Origin of the sequence: Kitasatospora sp. NPDC056184 (genome assembly GCF_042268405.1) — a bacterium.
Classification (GTDB): Bacteria; Actinomycetota; Actinomycetes; order Streptomycetales; family Streptomycetaceae; genus Kitasatospora.
Window position 1 is genome coordinate 1,289,324 of record NZ_JBHJUI010000001.1, and the last position, 16,599, is coordinate 1,305,922.

The window sequence follows — 16,599 nt, forward strand, 5'->3', positions numbered from 1 at the left end:
AGCGTCCGGGGCCGGCTCCCGGCCGACGCCGTCGGCCGGACCTCCTCCGACAGGAGCCGACGTGAGCAGCGAACCCGTCACCCCCGGCGAACTCGACGAACTGGGCCCCATCGACTACCTGGTCATCGCGTTCCCCGGCAGCCACTTCACCGGCGAAGGGCTGCCCCTGCTCGTCGACCTGGTCGACCGCGGCATCATCCGCATCCTCGACCTGACCTTCGTCCGCAAGGACACGGACGGCACGGTCCGGGGCGCCGAGCTGGCCGACGTGACCGGCGACGGCCGCCTCGACCTGACCGTCTTCGAGGGCGCCTCCTCGGGCGTCCTCGGCGAGTCCGACGTCACCGAGGCCGGCGCGCTCCTGGAGCCGGGCGACTCCGCCGCCGTGCTCCTCTACGAGAACCGCTGGGCGGCGCCGCTGGCCGCCGCGCTGCGCCGGGAGGACGCCCGCCTGGTCGCCGGCGGGCGCGTCCCGGTCGAGGACCTGCTGGCGGTCCTGGACTCGCTCGACCGGCTGGAAGCCGCGAGCTGATCCCGACCCCTGACCCGACGTACCCCTCACCCCAGGAGGAAGCCATGCCCGGACTGCTTCGCGGAGTGGCCCGTACCGCGGTGGTCGCCGGTACGGCCACCGCCGTCTCCAACCGCGTCTCCCGCCGCCAGGCCGGCCGCTGGGCGCAGCAGGACGCCCAGCAGGCCGGCTACTACGCCGAGCCCGCCGCGCCCCCGCCTCCGCCGCCCGCCGCCCCGCCCGCCGCGGCGACCATGGAGGAGAAGCTGGACCAGCTCAAGGACCTGGCGACGCTCAAGGAGCAGGGCGTCCTCACCGAGGAGGAGTTCGCCGCCCAGAAGGCCCGGATCCTCGGCAGCTGACCGCGCGCGGGTACGCGGCACACGGGCGGGAGGCACGGTGAACCGCTGGAAGACCCTGGTCGTGCTCGGGACGGCCCAGTTCCTCATGGTGCTCGACGCGTCGGTGATGAACGTGTCGATCAGCCAGCTGGTCGAGGACTTCGACACCGAGGTCACCGCGATCCAGGCCGTCATCACCCTCTACACCCTGGTCATGGCCGCGTTCATGCTGACCGGCGGCAGGCTCGGCGACATGTACGGGCGGCGCCGGGTCTTCGTGGTCGGGTTGGCCGTGTACGCGGTCGGATCGGGGCTGACCGCGCTGGCCCCGACCGTGGGCGTGCTCGCGCTGGGGTGGTCGGTCATCGAGGGACTGGGCGCCGCCCTGGTCCTGCCCGCGCTGGCGGCCCTGGTGGCCGGCACCTACCAGGGCCGGGACCGCGCCGTGGCCTACGGCGTCGTCGGCGGCCTGGCGGGCGCGGGCATCGCGGTGGGCCCGCTGCTCGGCGGCTGGGTCACCACCTACCTCACCTGGCGGCTGGTGTTCGCCGGCGAGGTGGTGCTGGTCGTCGTGATCCTCCTCCTGATGCGCTGGGTGCCGCCGCAGCCGCCGCCGGAGCGGCGGCCCCGGCTGGACGTGGCGGGCGCCGTGCTGTCGGCCGCGGGCCTCGCCGTGGTGGTGCTGGCGGTGCTGCAGAGCGGCAGCTGGGGCTGGGTCCAGCCGCGCAACCCGCCGTTCACCGTCCTCGGCTTCGCCCCGACGCTGTTCGCCGTGGCGCTCGGGGGCGCGCTGATCTACGCGTTCTGCCTGCACGAGCGCCGCCGGGAGGAGAAGGGCCTGGACCCCCTGGTCTCGCTCGCCCTGTTCGACAACCGGACGCTGCGCGCGGGCCTGGAGACCCTCTTCAACCAGAACACCGTCCTGCTGGGCCTCTTCTTCGTCATCCCGCTCTACCTCCAGGTCGTGCAGGGCCTGGACGCCTTCGAGACCGGCCTGCGGCTGCTGCCGGTGTCCGTCACCATGCTCGCGGCCTCGATGTCCGGCTCGCTGCTGCTGCGCCTCGCCTCGCCCCGCACCATCGTCCGGGCCGGGCTGCTGGTCCTGGTCGCCGCCACCCTGTGGCTGATCGCCGTCATCGGGCCCGAGCTGCGCGGCGGCTCGTTCGCCGGGGCGATGGCGCTGCTCGGCGTCGGTATGGGGATGCTCGCCTCCCAGCTGGGCAACACGGTGCAGTCCAGCGTGCGGCAGGAGGAGCGCAGCGAGGCGGGCGGGCTGCAGTACACGGCGCAGAACCTCGGCTCCTCGCTCGGGACGGCGCTGATCGGCGCGATCCTGATCGGGGCCCTCGCGACGTCCGTGACCAGCCAGATCGAGAGCGACCCGCGGGTCTCGGCGGCCGTCGCCGAGCAGGCCGGGGTCCGGGTGGAGGCCGGGCTGTCCTTCGTGCCCGCCGACCAGGTGGCCGCGGCGCTGGCGGAGCAGCCCGGGGTGCCGCCGGAGGAGGCCGCGGCCGTGGTGGAGAGCTACCAGGACGCGCAGATCAACGGGCTCAAGGCCGCGGTCCTCGCGTGCACGGGCATCACGGCGGCCGCCGTCCTGTTCACCCGCCGGCTCCCCTCCCGGCACCCGGCCGCCGAGGCGGACGCCGGATCCCGGGCGGGGGAGTAGCCGGGCTTTCGCCCGTGCTGGCCCGCCCCGGGCCCGTTCGACTCCGGGCCCGTTCAGCTCCGGCGCGCGTCCAGCACCAGATGGGTGGCGAGCCCGAACACCAGGCCCCAGAAGGCCGAGCCGATGCCGAACAGGGTCATCCCCGAGGCGCTCGCCAGGAAGGTCACCACGGCCGCGTCCCGTCCGCGCTCCGCCGCGACCGCCGCCGCCAGGCTGCCCTGCAGCGAGGCGAGCAGGGCGACCCCGGCGATCACCGCGACCAGTTCCTCCGGCAGCCCGGTGAACAGGCTCACCAGCACCCCGCCGAAGCTGCCGACCAGGACGTAGAGCAGGCCCGAGGACATCCCCGCCACGTACCGGCGGCGCGGGTCCGGGTGGGCCTCCGGGCCCGAGCAGATGGCCGCCGTGATCGCCGCCAGGTTCACCCCGGGTGAGCCGAACGGCGCCACCAGCACCGACACCGCGCCGGTCGTGCCGATCAGCAGCCGGTCGTCCGCCGGATAGCCGAAGGCCCGCAGCACCCCGAGGCCGGGCGCGTTCTGCGAGGCCAGGGTGACGATCGCGAGCGGCAGCGCCAGCCCCACCAGGGCGGACCAGGAGAACGCCGGCACCGTCAGCACCGGCGCGGTCGGCCCGCCCGTGCCGAGGCGCAGCGGCAGCCCGACGGAGAGCGCGGCCAGCACGGCGCCCGCCAGCAGCGCCACCGGGACGGCGTACCGGGCGGCGAACCGCTTGGCCAGCAGGAAGGCCGCGAAGCTGCCCACCACCAGCAGCGGCGCGCTGTGCACGGCGCCGAAGATCCCGGCGCCGAAGGAGAACAGGATGCCCGCGAGCATCGCGTTCACGATGCCGACGGGCACGGCGGCGATCAGCCGGCCGAACCAGCCGGTCACCCCGAACAGCGTGACCGCCGCCGCGCTCACCAGGAACGCCCCGACCGCCTCCCGGTAGGGGTAGTCGCCGAGGCTGGTCACCAGCAGGGCGGCCCCCGGGGTCGACCAGGCGGTGACCACCGGCGTCCGCGTCCACCAGCTCAGGGCGAACCCGCTGACCCCGCTGCCGATCGCTACCGCCCAGATCCAGGACGCCGTGTGCGCCGGGTCGAGCCGTCCCGCGGCGGCCGCCGCGAGCACCACCACCAGCGGTCCCGAGAACGACACCGCGACGCAGACCAGCCCCGCCAGCAGGGCCGGCGCCGACACATCGCGCCGCAGGGTCCGGCGCTCCCCGCCCCCGGCCGGAGCCGTCCGCGGTCCGACCGTCAGTTCATCCGTCATCCGGGCAGTATCCCGGAGCCGCCCGCGGTCGGTCCGGGGCCCGTCCGGGGCCCGGTGGTGGAGCGCCGTCAGCGCGGCCGGTGGGCGGCGGCGGCGAACATCGTCACCGACAGGTGGAAGGTGCCCCGCTCGGCGGCGGCCGTCAGCTCGCCGTAGAGGTCGTCGCACTGCGCCTCGGTGAGCAGGCCCCGTGCGACGGCCTCCACGCCGATCCCGCGCACCAGGGGCCAGGTGACGGAGCGGGGGTCGTGCAGCAGGACCTCGGAGGCGACGCCGTCGACGGTCAGCCCGGCGTCGGCCAGCCAGCCGGCGAGGCTGCGCCCGGCGTCCGGGGTGGCGGCGGCGTCCTGGACGACCGTCGCCAGCGCGGAGCGGACCGCGGGGGAGGCCGGGTGGATGAGGAAGGTGGCCCAGTCGGTGTCCAGCAGGACGGCCCGGCCGCCGGGCCGCAGGACCCGGGCCATCTCCGTGACGGCCAGCGCGGGGTCCGTCAGGTGCTGCAGGACGCGCTCGCAGCGGACGGCGTCCAGGTCCGCGTCCGGCAGCGGCAGCGCGAGGGCGTCGCCGTCCAGGAAGCGGGCCCGGCTGCCGGCCTCGGCGGCGCGCTGCCCGGCGACGGCGCGCAGACCGGGGTGGGGTTCGAGGCCGATCGCGGTGCCGCCCGGCCCGACCGCCGCGGCGAGCACCTGGGTCTCCGAACCGGTGCCGCTGCCGACGTCCAGCGTCCGCTCGCCGGCGGCCACCGCCAGCCGCTCGTGCGCCCATGCGCGCAGCCGCCGCACCCCCGGGCTGGCGGCCAGCTGGTCGAGCACGCCGACGAGCCGGCCGGTGACCGCCGGGTCGGCATTGGCGGGGTCGAAGGCCGAGGTCGGGCGCGGATCGGTCATGGCGCCCACTATAGGGACGCCGCCCGGCTCCGCCCGGCCGCGCCGCCTCCGCGCGCGCCGCGCCCCGTCGCCCGCGTCCGGCGGTACGTCAATACCGTTCGCCCGCAACGTTCTTGTCATCCCGATCATTCCGTTCCGACCTATCGTCCTGGCAGTCGGGCGTCCGTATGATCTGGGCAGCCCGGCGTCGGGGACGCCTGCGGGGGCGGGGCCGTGGGGATCGTTCCAAGGGAGGGGCAGCACGGTGCGGTTCGCGGGTGTGGGTGTGACACGTGAGGGATACCGGATCGCCGGGCCGGGCGGGGTCGAGGTGCTCGAACGCTGCGGGGTGGAACGGACGGTGGCCCGGCTGGTCGAACTGGCGGCCCGGACGCCCGAGGGCCTCACCGTGGTCGTCGACAGCGCCAACGGCCTCCTGGACGCGCCCCTGGCGGCCGCCGGGATCCCGGTGCTCCGCGCCGACCCGCCGGTCCCGGCGGACGGCGGCGCCACCGCCGAGGTGCTGGCCGGCCTCGGCCGCTCCCGCCCCGAGGTCCTGACCGCGCTGCCCGCCGGGGGATGGACGATGAGCGGGCGCGAGGAGGAGATCGCGGCGGCGGAGCGGGCCGGCGCCCCGGTCGAACGCCAACTCGCGTCCGACGGAAGGTTGGTGGCGGGCGGCCTCGGCGCCGAGCCGTTGGTGGCGCTGACCTTCGACGACGGCCCGCACCCGGAGTTCACCCCGCGGGTGCTGGACGTGCTGCACCGCCACGAGGCCCCGGCGGCGTTCTTCTGCATCGGCCTGCACGCGCTGGCCCACCCCGGAGTGGTGCGCCGGATCGCCGAGGCGGGCCAGACCCTCGGCAACCACTCCTGGTCCCACGCCTACCTGCCCGACCTGGGCCCGATCGGACTCGCCCGCCAGCTCGGCCACACCCGCGACGCGCTCGCCGAGGCCTGCGGCGACGACCGCCCGATCCGCTGGCTGCGCCCCCCGTACGGCGGGCGCAGCCCCGAACTCCTGCGCGCGGTAGCCGAGTCGGGCCTCGTCACGGTGCTCTGGGACGTCGATGCCAAGGACTGGTCGCGCCCCGGCCCCGAGGCCGTCGCCGAGCGCGTCCTGAGCCAGGTGCGCCCCGGCTCGGTGATCCTGCTGCACGACGGCGGCGGCGACCGGTCGCAGACCGTGGCCGCCCTTCCCGCCGTCATCACCGGCCTGCGCGCCCGCGGCTACCGGATCGTCACCCTGGACGCCCTCCTCGCCGCCGCCTGACCGGCGCGGATCCTCCGACTCTTCCCCATGGACACGTCATAGTGTGTTCACCGTCGGCGGCGAGGATGCCGTGGCGGAACCTTCTGTTCGCCCCGCGCTCGTTCGAGGCTCGTTCGAGGGAGAGGAAGAGTCATGCGCAAGCCCCTGATGGTGATGGCGGCCGCCGCGGTTACGGCCATCGGCTTCGCCGCACCGGCGCAGGCCACCGTCACCGATGTGAACATGCCCTTCGGCATGGCGTACGGCAACAGCACGACCTCGGGAACGATCCACTTCACCGACGGCTACACCGCCACCGTGTCCGGCACCGTCCACGCGGCCAGCGGCGCCCGCAGGGTCTGCGCCCTGGGGGTGAACGGCAGTACCGAGACGGGCGTCACCTGCAGCCCGTGGGCGAACGCGGGCGAGGCGAACCAGACCCTGAGCGCCTCGCTGCGGATCGCACTGCCGGGCGGCGTCCAGCGGGTCTACATCTTCATGGGCGACGAGAACAACAACAAGGTGGCCCAGGAGTTCTGCACCCGCAGCGGCTGTACCCGGGAGTTCTGAGCCGGCGGACGCCGGGTGGCCGCCCGTGCCCCGCGGGCGGCCACCCGTGCGCCCGGCCTCACCCGCCCGCCGCCGCGGCCGCCTCCTCGACCCGTGCGCCCGCCCAGGCCAGGAACGTCCGCACCTCGGCGGCGGGCAGGGCGGCGGCCTCCGGGCGCGGCCGCTCGTAACTGCGCACCGCGGCCTCCAGCAGCGGGCCGAACCGGGGCTCGGCGGCCGCGATCTCACCCGCCGCCGCCCGCTTGGCCCGCCACCGGCCGGTGCGGCAGAAGACCACCGCCCGGCAGCCGTTGAGCACCCGGTTGTCCGCGAGGTGGCCCGTCCCGTCGGCGTGCTCGCGCACGGCGGCGCGCAGCGCGGAGAACAGTTCGGCAGGCGCGGGCTCCGCGACCACCCGGCGCGCCGGCGCGCCCCACAGCGTGATCCCGGCCCGGTGGGCGATCGAGCGGTCGACGACGAACCAGAAAGCCGCTGCCCCGGTGTCGTCCAGATCCGCCCGCTCCGTGAGCAGCGGGCCGGTGTTGAGGTTCAGCAGGTAGCCCGCGCCGCCCGAGGGCCGCCCGGCGGCGTCCGCGCCGTACACCACCAGCTCCAGCCCGGCCGCCGGACACGGCAGCCGGCGATGGGCGAGCCGTTCGGCCAGTTCCGGCAGCGCCGCCCCGGGCAGGCCCGGCTCGACGACCACCACCACGTCCACGTCGCTGCGGCCGTGCCGGTAGTCCCCGAGCGCCACCGATCCGACCGCCGCCACGCTCACCGCCCGCTCCCCGCACACCGCCCGCACCCGGCGGACGACCTCGGCCAGGTACCCGCGCAGCTCGGCGGGCACGACCGGCCGCCGCTCCTCGTCGTCGTTCACCGGCCCAGTCTGCCCGTCGCCCGGGGCGGCGGGGCCGCGACGGGTCCGGCGTAGGCGCCGACTGGACGAGCGGTGGACGGGGCGGACCGGTGCCGTCGGAGCGGCCCGCGCGGTCCGCGACGCGGCTGGTAGAAGAACGACCGTGCACCGCCGACCTGGAGGAGTCCCGCGATGACCGCTTCCCGCTTCGCCCGCCGTGTCCGTTCCGCCCGCGCCGTCGCCGGTGCCGCGCTGGCGGCCGCCTCGGCCCTGCTGCCGGTGCTCGCGGGCGCCCCGGAGGCCGCCGCCTCCGTCACCGGACTGGACAACACCTGGTCCTGTTCCGTGCCGTCCGGCTACGTCTACGACGAGATCACCGCGAGCTCGGCGTGCGGCACCAAGCCGCTGTACCACCTGCGCACCCCGGTCGACGGGCTGGTCTCCTGCGTCACCAGGAGCGGCTTCGTCTACGACACCACCGCCATGTCCGGCAACTGCAGCATGGCGCCGGGCAGTTCGGCGGCCTCCTACCGGCTGCGGGTCCCGGGGGACCTGGTCACCTCCTGCGTGACGGCGAGCGGCTTCGTCCACGACCTCGTCACCTACCTCCCCCAGTGCAGCCTCGCCCCGGGGACCACCAGGCCCGCCTACCGCCTGCGGAGGCCGGCCGACGGGCTGTGGGCCTGCTCGGTGCCGGCGGGCTGGAGCTCCTACGCCACCGCCCAGAGCCACGACTGCAGCGCCGGCACCAGGCCGAGCGACATGGCCACGATGTACCGCCTCAAGGCGGCCTGACGGACAGACAGTCCCAATTCAGGGGTTTTCGGGCGGTGAAGAATTGATGGTGCGACGGTAGGGAAAGAGGCCCTATGCTTCGTGCGTTCACAGACTCTTCGTACAAAGCAGGTCTCGCCGGATGAAGCTTCCCCGGGTGTCCGCCGTCGTCGCGGCCGCTGTCCTCACTCCCGCCGTTCTCTTCCCGTCCTCGGCCCTGGCCGCCGACGCTCCCCAGCCCGCCGGTGTCTCCGGGCCCGACACCGCCTCCGAGGGCAACCCGACCCAGGAGGAGCTCGACCGCGCCGAGGTCGAGAAGATCCTCGCGGACCCGGAGAGCGGCATCTCGGTGCGGGAGCGGGCGGAGGAGGCCCTCGCCGGAACGGCCGCCGACCTGCGGCAGTTCCTGGAGACCGGTCTCCAGGCGGCCAGGGTGACCGACGACCGCGTCAGGGCCAGCCAGATCCTCGCCGTCGGCGGTCCGGCCGTGAAGAAGGCCGCCGAGGCCGCCCTGCGCGGTACCTACGCGGACCTCGTCGCGTTCCTCAAGACGGGCCGGTACGAGGCCCAGGCGGCGGACGACCGGCTGGAGCTCACCCGGCTGCTCGACCTGCCGTCGACCGGCCGGGGCGTGCGGGAGGCCGGCGAGAAGGCCCTGCGGGTCAACACGCCCGCCGCGCTGCGGCACTTCTTCGAGGTCGAGCTCCCCAAGCAGCGGGCCGACGACGACCGCGTCGAGGTCACCCGGATGCTCGGCACGGGCGGTCCGGCCCTGCAGAAGGCCGCGTCCGCCGCGCTCGACGGCACCTACGCGGACATCGTGAAGTTCCTGAAGGAGGGCCAGTACGCGGCCCGCGCCGAGGACGACCGCGCCGAGATCTCGGCGATCGTCGCGGACCCGCAGACCGGCCGGCACACCCGCGAGGCCGCGCAGAAGGCGCTGGAGGGTGACGCGGCCGGCCTGCGCCGCTTCCTGGAGACCGAGCTGGCCTCGGTGCGGATGAGCGACAAGCGGGTGAAGGTGTCGCAGATCGCCGAGACCGGCGGCCCGGCCGTCCGGAAGGCCGCGCTCGCCGCCCTGGAGGGCACCGACCAGGCCGTCCTGGCCTTCCTCGACAAGGGCTGGGCCGCGGCCCGTGCCGAGGACGAGGCCGCCGTGAAGCCCACCACCCCGCCCACCGGTGAGCCCACCGTCCGGCCCAGTGACCGCCCGACCGGGCAGCCCTCGGCCACCCCGGCGCCGTCGTCGGCCCCCGCGACCGCCCCGGTCGTCCAGGCCGCGGCCCGCACCGCGACCGGTACCGGCGCGGCCGCCCCGGCCGCCGCCGGTAGCGCCGCCCGCTCCGGCCAGCTCGCCGCCACCGGCGCCGAGGGCCTGGGCTGGGAGGCGGGCGCCGCCGCCGCGGCCGTCGCCGCCGGCGCGGGCCTCGTGGTGGTCTCCCGCCGCCGTCGCCCCACCGAGGGCTGACACACCCGCACACCCGCGCACGCCCGTCACCCGGCCGCCTCCCGGCAGCCGGGTGACACGCGTGCGCGGACCCCGCCGTACGACGGCTCTCCCGGCCGGGACGGCGGAGGATGTCGAGGCCTGGAGGATGTCCGGCAGGAGGTCGCCGCCCGGGGCCCGGCGTCCGGGTCAGGGCAGCAGGAGCCCGGCGAGTTCGTCGAGGAGCTCGGTGACGCGGCGGGCCCGCTCCGGGTCCGGGACGGCCTTCGCGATGACCGGCCCGGCAGGCCGGGCGACGTGCTCGCGGATGGCGCGCCGGGCGACCTCGGAGGCGCTCAGCAGGGTGCGCCGCCCGTCCCGCGGGTCGGGGGCGGCGTCGAGCAGGCCGCGTTCGCGCAACCGGGCGACGGAGACCGAGACATGGCTCTGCGCGAAGCCGGTGCGGACCTGGATCTCCCGCGCGGAGGTCGCCGGATGGCGGTACACGTCGGCGATCACGGCGATCTCGCCGGGGGTGAGGTGGGCGGAGGCCGGGTCGATGATCATGTCGCGGCCGAGTTCGGTCAACCGCTTGCCGAGCCTGAGGAGTTGCACGCCGTCCATGCCGGAATAATACATCTTCACAGATGCATCGGTAGCGATGTAGATTCCCGGCCATGACGACCGCCGAACCGCTCAGCCCGGTGTCCCGCACCGCCCTGTCCGTCGCCCTGGTGCGGGCCTACGAGAGCTCCCGCCCCGACCCGCTCTTCACCGACCCCTACGCCGCCGCGTTCGCCGCCGCCGGCGGCGTGCTTCCCGAGGCCGGCCCGGACAGCGGCCTGGCCAGGGCCCTGGTCGCCCAGGGCGTGCTGCGCACCCGCTTCTACGACGACCGCCTGCTCGCCGCCGGCGCCGAGCAGGTCGTGCTGCTCGCGGCGGGCCTCGACACCCGGGCCCACCGGCTCGACTGGCCGGCCGGCACCCGGGTGTTCGAACTGGACCTGGCCCCGGTGCTGGCCTTCAAGGAGCGGGTCCTGGACAGTCTGGGCGCCCGGCCGAGGAGCCTGCGCACCGTCCTGCCCGCCGACCTGCTGGAGCCGCACTGGCCCGACCTCCTGGTCGGGGCCGGGTTCGACCCGGTGCGCCCCTCGGCCTGGCTGGCCGAGGGACTGCTGGTCTACCTCGGGCCCGAGGAGGCCGCCGCCCTGCTCACCGCGGTCGCCGCGCTGGCCGCGCCGGGCAGCCGGCTGCTGCTGGAGCAGGGCCGGGACGTGAGCGCCACGCCGCACGACCCGGCGCTCGCCCACCTCACCGGACTGTGGCGCGGCGGCCTCGGCCCCGGCACCGGGGACTGGCTCGACCGGCACGGCTGGACCACCGACGGCGTCTCCCTGGACGCGCTCGCGCGGCGCTACCGCCGTCCGCTGCCGGGCCCCTCCACCGCGGGATTCCTTGAGGCGCTCCGACGCCCGGAGGGCTGAGCGGTCGTCACCGGCCCGCTCAGGCCGCGACCGCCTCGACCACCGACAGCACGGCCGGCGTGGGGATCACCCGGGACAGCCGCAGGCCGGCCCGTACGAAGAGCTCCGCGAAGTCGGCCTCGGTGCGCTCACGGCCGGTCAGCGACGCCATCATCATCAGATCCAGGTCCTTGGACTGGTGGGGTGTGTTGCCCGGCGGGACCACGGCGTCCAGCACCAGCACCCGGCCGCCCGGGCGCAGCGCCCGGGCACAGTGGCCGAGCAGGGTCACGCACGCCTCGTCGTCCCAGTCGTGGGTGATCCGCTTGAGCATCAGGACGTCGCCGGCGGGCACGGCGGCGAAGAAGTCGCCCTCCTGCGCCGTCCAGCGGCCCGCGATCTCGGGGTGCGCGCCCAGCCGGTTCCCGGCGAGGACGTGGGAGCGGTCGGACAGGACGCCCTCCAGGCCCGGGTTGCGGCGCAGCACCTCCAGCAGCAGGCCGCCGTGGCCGCCGCCGACGTCCACCACCGTGCCGTCAGGCGGGAAGTCGTAGGCGGCCGCGATGGGCGCGTTCTCCTGGTCGGACATCGCCGCCATGCCCACGTGGAAGACGGCGGCGGTTCGCTCGTCCTTGGCGAAGTGGTCGAAGAACGGCATTCCGAAGATGTTCTCGAAGGCCGTGGTGCCCTCGGTCAGACAGTGCGTCAGCTCCCCGGCCGGCCGCCACATGGTGCGGTCGGTGAGCATCTGGACGGCCGTCCGCACCGAGTACGGCACGTCGCCGCGCAGCGCCTGCCCGGCCTCGGTGAGCGTGAACCGCCCCTGCTCGTCCTCGGCCACCACGCCCCGGGTGGCGAGCAGCCGCAGCACCCGGTACAGGTTGCGGGCATCGGTGCCGGTCGCGGCGGCGAGTTCGGCGGCGGTGGCCGGGCCGTTCGCCAGCCGGTCCGCCACACCGACGTCGGCGGCGGCCCGCAGGGCGGCGGGGAAGAGGAAGCCGAGGGCCTCGTCGACGAGGAAGGCGGCCGAGCGCCGCAGCGCCTCCTCCCCGGTTCCCGCGCCCGCCTGCCCGTCGATGGCCCGGTCCTCGTGCTCGCTCATCCCGTCCTCCTCCTCGCGGCCGTACGTCCGCCCGGGACCCTGCCCAGCGGTACCCGCCCCGAAGCCCGCCGCCCCGCGATCCCGCCCCATCGTGTGCCGGACGCCCGGCCTCCGGTTCCGCCGCCGAGGAGCGGTGAACTCCGCCGGCTCGGTCGCGGTGACCGCCCGGTCGCCGCGACCGTGCACCCCGGCCCAGGACCTGCCTACGGGCCGGACTCCCCGGCCGGATCGCCGGGTTCGAGCAGCCCGAGGGCGTCCAGCAGCAGCCGGCAGTCCTCGGCGTCGCGGGCGCGGGACGCCACCGCGCGCCGTGCCCGGGCCCGGACCTCGGGCGGTCCCGGGGCGCCCGGCGGGGCGAACAGCTCGCCCATCGTCTGCAGTTCACGGTTGGGTCGAGTCGTCGCCGCCACGGTCGCCTCCCCGTTCGGATCGTGCCGATCGTCCAGCGTACTGCGCCCGCCGGACATCCGGGAAAGCCGCCGCTCACCGCACCCCGCCGCTCACCGCACCCCGGCGTGCAGCTGCTCCGCCCGCGGCGTCCGGACTCCCGCAGCGGTGGGTCCGGCGGCGGCCGGCGAGCCCTGCCCGGGCGGCCGCGCGGTCGACCGCGTGATCGTTGAGGAACCGTCCCCGGGACGGCCGCTGACGCCCGGTCGACGCCCGGTGGCGGGCACCCGGTGGCGGACCGCGCCGCTGCGGTGCCCCCGTGATCGACCCCCCGGACCCGGCCCACCGCCCCGGACGTCCCGGAGGCCGCCGTTCCGACGGGACCGGCAGGAGTCAGTCCCACCGTCCCCGTTCGGCGGCCGCCCGGACCTCCGCGAGCGCCCGCTCGGGGTCGACCGGCGGCGGTCGGAAGCGGCCGGCGGCCACCCGGACGTGCTCCTCCCAACGGTCCTGCCAGAACTCGACGGTCCACCCGGGCCAGCGCTTCGGCATGTCGTACGCCTCCGGCGACGCCCCGAGCGTCCACCACCCCACCCGGCGCCGCAGCGGATCGACATGGACCCCGGCCTCGGCCGCCACCCGGCACACCCCGTGCTCCGGGGCGCCCGCCAGCCGGTCGAGGAGGGCGGGGCCCTCCTGGACCGGGTGGTCGCCGGTGTTCGCCACCACGTGGCAGCCGTCCGACCCGACCGTCACCACCGAGACCAGCGGTTCCGGGTGCGCGAGGTCCTCGTCCTCCGGCGCCAGCGCCTCCCCGGCCAGGGTCCCGACTTCGCGGTCCCGGACCGGTTCCGGGTCCAGCCCGAGGTAGGTCCGCAGGTCCGCGTTGCCGTCGTACGCCCACCGCACCTCCCACCCCGCCCAGGCCCGCCGCAACAGCTCCAGGGTCGCCGCGCGGTGCCGCAGCCCGGTGCTCGGCCCCTCCCGGGCGAACAGCAGCAGGACCCTCCGGCCGAGGTCGATGAGGGCCGCCCCCTGGCAGAGGACGTCGTCCAGCCACCAGTCGTCCACGCCCAGCCGCCGGACCATCGCCAGTGTCGCGGTCGGCCCGGCGAGCAGGTCGAGGTCGATCCCCACGGCACCGAACCGGGAGAGGGAGAGCTCGTACGCGCCGCTCTCGCGGACCACGACGAAGTTCGCACGATCGGCCATCGGCCCAGCCTGCCAGGCTCCGGAACCGGGCCGCCACCGGATTCCTTCCCCCGGAACGTTCCGCCGCGCCGTTCCAGGCCCGCGCGTATCCGCAGGTCGGACGGGGCGGAACCGTTCCAGCGTGCCGGATCGGCGGGCGGGGCTGGCGGCCGGGACGGACGGCGCGCCAGAGTGCTGCCCGGCGGAGCGCCGACCGCCCGCTGCCATCAGACCTTCAGTTCTTCGGGGATCCTCCATGTCCATTCGCCGTGCCCTCGTCGTTCCGGCCGTGCTCGCCGGTGCCGCCCTCGCCCTGACCGCCTGCGGGCCCGACAATCCGGGCGACGCGCCGCAGCCGGCGAAGCAGACCACGGCCGCCGACCCGAAGCCCGCCGCCTCGGACACGACGGCCCCGAAGAGCGCGGCCCCGACCTCGGCGGCCCCGAAGCCCGCCGACCCCGCGCCCGGTACGGCCGCACCGGCGCCGTCCGGAAAGCCGACGGCGGGCGGCACGGCCGGGGGAGCGGGCGACGAGGCCTACGCCTACGCCCACCCGTGCGAGGGCAAGGACCTGACGGTGAAGGTGACCGTCCGTCCCGAGGCGCCGACCCAGCGGGTGATCGAGGTGCGCAACCAGGGCTCGCACGCCTGTGGCCTGTCCTACTACCCACTCGTCAGCCTGGGCGACTCGCACGCCGCCGACCACGGCAAGGACGTCAGGCCGCTGGTGCCCGGCGGCCTCGGTGGCGCCCCCGCCTACCCGGTGGGCGCGGGAAAGAGCGCGTACGCGGTGATCGACCTCAACCCCGGTGGCGCGGCCGCCGGCACCGCGCCCGTCGACCAGCTCAACGTGCTGCCCGACGACCGCCTGCCCACCGCGGAGACCCGCAACTTCCCGCTCGGCGCCGGCGCGAAGGTCCTGGGACCGAAGCTGGGCCTGTACCGGGCCACCGTCGCGGACGCGGCCGCCGTCGCGGCCACCGCGGACCAGCGGCCCTGAGATTGCCCGAAAGTGCATCGGATGGGGGACCGCGGAGCGGCTCCCGGTAGCGTGAGCTGCGGTTTCGGCGAGATGCCGGGCCGGGGACGCGGTGCGGGGAGTTCAGAGTGGGCGTGGAGACCGACGAGTTCGCCGGGAAGCTGCGGGCGTTGAAGGAACGCTCCGGGCACAGCTACGGCGTGCTCGCGACCCGGTTGCACGTCAGCACCTCCACATTGCACCGCTACTGCAACGGCGCCGCGGTCCCCGCCGAGTACGCGCCGGTGGAGCGGTTCGCCCGGGCCTGCGGGGCGGACGGCGACGAACTCGTCGACCTGCACCGCCGCTGGATCGTGGCGGACGCGGCACGGCGCCGGGAGGCGGGCGCGGCGGCACCGAAACCCCGGCCGCAGGCGGAGCCGGACCCGGCCCCGGTGCCGACGGCGGCGCCGTCGCCCGTCCGCCCGGCCGCGGGCGGCCGACGGCGCCTCAGGACGCTGGTGTGCGCCGTGGTCGTGCTCGGCCTGGTCGCCGCCGTCTCGGCGTTCGTCCTGCGCGGCAACGCCCGGCCCGCCGCCGCCTCCTCCGACACGAGCGCGCTCCCCGGCTCCCCACCCCCGAGCGCCGTCCTGCCCCCGCCGAGCCCCACCCCGCCGAGCCCCACCCCGTCGGACCCCGCACCGCCGAGCGCCACGACCGCGGCGCCGGCCGACGACACCGCCGCCCCCTTCCACGTCAACGTCCTGACCGACAACTGGGGCAGCCCCTGCGACCAGTGGTTCCTGTCCCCGCGAGCCCCGGGCCGGGTGACCGCGCCGCCGGACACCGCCGCGGACGTCGCCAGCTGGGCGGCCGCCCAACAGGGCGTCCCCGGCGGGCACCTGCGCCTCCAGCTGACCGCCCAGGGCGCCGGCGCCACGCCGGTCGTCCTGCACGCCGTGTACGTGCAGGTCGTCAGCACCCGCCCGGCGCCCCAGGGGAACGCCTACACCCCGGGCTCCGGCTGCGGCGGCGGCCTCACCCCGGCGTCCTTCGCGGTGGACCTCGACGCCCCGGCGCCCCGGGCCACCCCCGCGCCGGGCCAGGAGGGCACCGGCGCGTCCACCCTCTCGAACTTCCCCTACCGCGTCTCCGCGACCGATCCGCAGGTCATCAACATCGACGCCGGCACGGCCGCGCAGGACGTCTCCTGGTACCTCGACCTGGTCTGGAGCAGCGGCGACCGCCAGGGCCGGCTCCGCGTCGACGACCACGGCCGCCCCTTCCGCACCGCGGGCGTCCGCGGCGCGGCGGCCTACTTCCACAACGGGAGGAGCTGGGAGCCGGCCGAGCCCGACCTCTGATCCTCCGCGTCGCGCCCCCCGCGTCCCGTCCGAGGGCCGGCCCCCCGGGTCAGAGCAGGGTGAGGACGTCCTGGTGCAGCTCGTCGAGGACGAAGCCGTTGTCCCACCGGACCCGGACGGTCACCCGCCGCCCCTGCCCCTGGTACGCGGCCCACCGCGGCTCCAGTTCGGCGATCTCCGCCGCCAGCCGCTCGCGACTCGCCTCCGGCATGGTGTGCCCGTAGTCCTCGAACAGCGCCTTGAGCCGCTGGTACTCGCGGACCTCCTGGCTCTGCGGGAGTTCCCCGTGCACCCGCTCGACGGTGCCCTCCATCCCGGCTCCGAGCGTGAGGAACCCGACGACCGCCCCGGGCTCCCCGGCGAGCGCCTCACCGATCCCGAGGTCCTCGGCCAGCCTGACGCGGCGGCCCTCCTCCAGGGTGGTCATCCGTACTCCGCCTCTCCGTCGATCGGTGCCGCTGCTCCAGCCGGCCTCGGGGGTCACGCTACCCGGCTCCCGGCGACGGGCGAGACGCGACCGGCGCGGCGGCGCACCCCGTGATCGATGAGCCCGGCTCATCGATCGATGAGCTCATCGATCTTGTTCGGCCCTTCCGCCGGCTGATGGGCT

The 16,599-nt window shown here is 75.9% G+C and carries 18 protein-coding genes; 10 read left to right on the forward strand and 8 right to left on the reverse strand.

Annotation, left to right across the window (positions count from 1 at the left end; genetic code table 11):
- Nucleotides 1-61: 61 nt before the first annotated feature.
- The 3 genes from ACFC0B_RS04850 to ACFC0B_RS04860 are packed head-to-tail and all read left to right on the forward strand — an operon-like array spanning nt 62 to nt 2,521.
- Complete coding sequence (locus ACFC0B_RS04850; protein ID WP_376082153.1) at nt 62-532, forward strand: DUF6325 family protein; 471 nt, start codon at nt 62-64, stop codon at nt 530-532.
- Nucleotides 533-576: 44 nt separating this feature from the next.
- Nucleotides 577-873 carry an SHOCT domain-containing protein gene (locus ACFC0B_RS04855; protein ID WP_376082156.1) on the forward strand — a complete coding sequence of 99 codons (297 nt, stop codon included), beginning with the start codon at nt 577-579 and terminating at the stop codon, nt 871-873.
- A gap of 37 nt (nt 874-910) precedes the next feature.
- Entirely contained in the window at nt 911-2,521 is a 1,611-nt protein-coding gene (locus ACFC0B_RS04860) for an MFS transporter (RefSeq protein ID WP_376082159.1), read from the forward strand.
- A 53-nt stretch (nt 2,522-2,574) separates the two neighbouring features.
- Here the strand turns inward: ACFC0B_RS04860 and ACFC0B_RS04865 are convergent, their stop codons facing one another.
- Both ACFC0B_RS04865 and ACFC0B_RS04870 read right to left on the reverse strand, forming a co-directional pair.
- Entirely contained in the window at nt 2,575-3,798 is a 1,224-nt protein-coding gene (locus tag ACFC0B_RS04865; protein WP_376082161.1) for a benzoate/H(+) symporter BenE family transporter, read from the reverse strand.
- A 68-nt stretch (nt 3,799-3,866) separates the two neighbouring features.
- On the reverse strand, nt 3,867-4,685 hold the full coding sequence (locus ACFC0B_RS04870) for a methyltransferase domain-containing protein (RefSeq protein ID WP_376082164.1): 819 nt from the start codon (nt 4,683-4,685) through the stop codon (nt 3,867-3,869).
- A gap of 265 nt (nt 4,686-4,950) precedes the next feature.
- Here ACFC0B_RS04870 and ACFC0B_RS04875 point away from each other — a divergent pair, with 265 nt between their 5' ends.
- Both ACFC0B_RS04875 and ACFC0B_RS04880 read left to right on the forward strand, forming a co-directional pair.
- The gene (locus tag ACFC0B_RS04875) at nt 4,951-5,937 is read left to right on the forward strand and encodes a polysaccharide deacetylase family protein (RefSeq protein ID WP_376082166.1); all 987 of its coding nucleotides are present in this window, start codon (nt 4,951-4,953) and stop codon (nt 5,935-5,937) included.
- A gap of 132 nt (nt 5,938-6,069) precedes the next feature.
- The gene (locus ACFC0B_RS04880) at nt 6,070-6,486 is read left to right on the forward strand and encodes a hypothetical protein (protein ID WP_376082169.1); all 417 of its coding nucleotides are present in this window, start codon (nt 6,070-6,072) and stop codon (nt 6,484-6,486) included.
- 58 nt (nt 6,487-6,544) lie between these two features.
- Here the strand turns inward: ACFC0B_RS04880 and ACFC0B_RS04885 are convergent, their stop codons facing one another.
- Nucleotides 6,545-7,345: an aminoglycoside adenylyltransferase domain-containing protein gene (locus ACFC0B_RS04885; protein ID WP_376082172.1), complete on the reverse strand. Its 801-nt coding sequence runs from the start codon at nt 7,343-7,345 to the stop codon at nt 6,545-6,547.
- Between the two features lie 171 nt (nt 7,346-7,516).
- On the opposite strand from ACFC0B_RS04885, the gene ACFC0B_RS04890 reads away from it, so the two are divergent.
- Both ACFC0B_RS04890 and ACFC0B_RS04895 read left to right on the forward strand, forming a co-directional pair.
- Complete coding sequence (locus ACFC0B_RS04890; protein WP_376082174.1) at nt 7,517-8,119, forward strand: hypothetical protein; 603 nt, start codon at nt 7,517-7,519, stop codon at nt 8,117-8,119.
- 121 nt (nt 8,120-8,240) lie between these two features.
- Nucleotides 8,241-9,566 carry an ALF repeat-containing protein gene (locus tag ACFC0B_RS04895; RefSeq protein ID WP_376082177.1) on the forward strand — a complete coding sequence of 442 codons (1,326 nt, stop codon included), beginning with the start codon at nt 8,241-8,243 and terminating at the stop codon, nt 9,564-9,566.
- A gap of 168 nt (nt 9,567-9,734) precedes the next feature.
- Here the strand turns inward: ACFC0B_RS04895 and ACFC0B_RS04900 are convergent, their stop codons facing one another.
- Nucleotides 9,735-10,148 carry a MarR family winged helix-turn-helix transcriptional regulator gene (locus tag ACFC0B_RS04900; RefSeq protein ID WP_376082178.1) on the reverse strand — a complete coding sequence of 138 codons (414 nt, stop codon included), beginning with the start codon at nt 10,146-10,148 and terminating at the stop codon, nt 9,735-9,737.
- 53 nt (nt 10,149-10,201) lie between these two features.
- On the opposite strand from ACFC0B_RS04900, the gene ACFC0B_RS04905 reads away from it, so the two are divergent.
- Nucleotides 10,202-11,008, forward strand: a complete 807-nt coding sequence (locus ACFC0B_RS04905; RefSeq protein ID WP_376082180.1) for an SAM-dependent methyltransferase — start codon at nt 10,202-10,204, stop codon at nt 11,006-11,008.
- A gap of 19 nt (nt 11,009-11,027) precedes the next feature.
- On the opposite strand, the gene ACFC0B_RS04910 is transcribed toward ACFC0B_RS04905, so the two are convergent.
- The 3 genes from ACFC0B_RS04910 to ACFC0B_RS04920 form a co-directional block, all read right to left on the reverse strand.
- Nucleotides 11,028-12,089, reverse strand: coding sequence for a methyltransferase (locus ACFC0B_RS04910; RefSeq protein ID WP_376082182.1), 1,062 nt, complete (start codon nt 12,087-12,089; stop codon nt 11,028-11,030).
- Between the two features lie 203 nt (nt 12,090-12,292).
- A complete protein-coding gene (locus ACFC0B_RS04915) occupies nt 12,293-12,499 on the reverse strand; it encodes a hypothetical protein (RefSeq protein ID WP_376082185.1) in 207 nt (68 codons plus the stop codon).
- Nucleotides 12,500-12,869: 370 nt separating this feature from the next.
- Nucleotides 12,870-13,688 (reverse strand): hypothetical protein, encoded by an 819-nt coding sequence (locus ACFC0B_RS04920; RefSeq protein ID WP_376082187.1) that lies wholly within the window; start codon nt 13,686-13,688, stop codon nt 12,870-12,872.
- 235 nt (nt 13,689-13,923) lie between these two features.
- Here ACFC0B_RS04920 and ACFC0B_RS04925 point away from each other — a divergent pair, with 235 nt between their 5' ends.
- The gene (locus ACFC0B_RS04925; RefSeq protein ID WP_376082190.1) at nt 13,924-14,667 is read left to right on the forward strand and encodes a DUF4232 domain-containing protein; all 744 of its coding nucleotides are present in this window, start codon (nt 13,924-13,926) and stop codon (nt 14,665-14,667) included.
- A 107-nt stretch (nt 14,668-14,774) separates the two neighbouring features.
- Nucleotides 14,775-15,989, forward strand: coding sequence for a helix-turn-helix domain-containing protein (locus tag ACFC0B_RS04930; protein WP_376082192.1), 1,215 nt, complete (start codon nt 14,775-14,777; stop codon nt 15,987-15,989).
- A gap of 49 nt (nt 15,990-16,038) precedes the next feature.
- Here ACFC0B_RS04930 and ACFC0B_RS04935 read toward each other — a convergent pair whose 3' ends face one another.
- Nucleotides 16,039-16,416 (reverse strand): hypothetical protein, encoded by a 378-nt coding sequence (locus ACFC0B_RS04935; RefSeq protein WP_376082195.1) that lies wholly within the window; start codon nt 16,414-16,416, stop codon nt 16,039-16,041.
- Between the last annotated feature and the right edge of the window lie 183 nt (nt 16,417-16,599).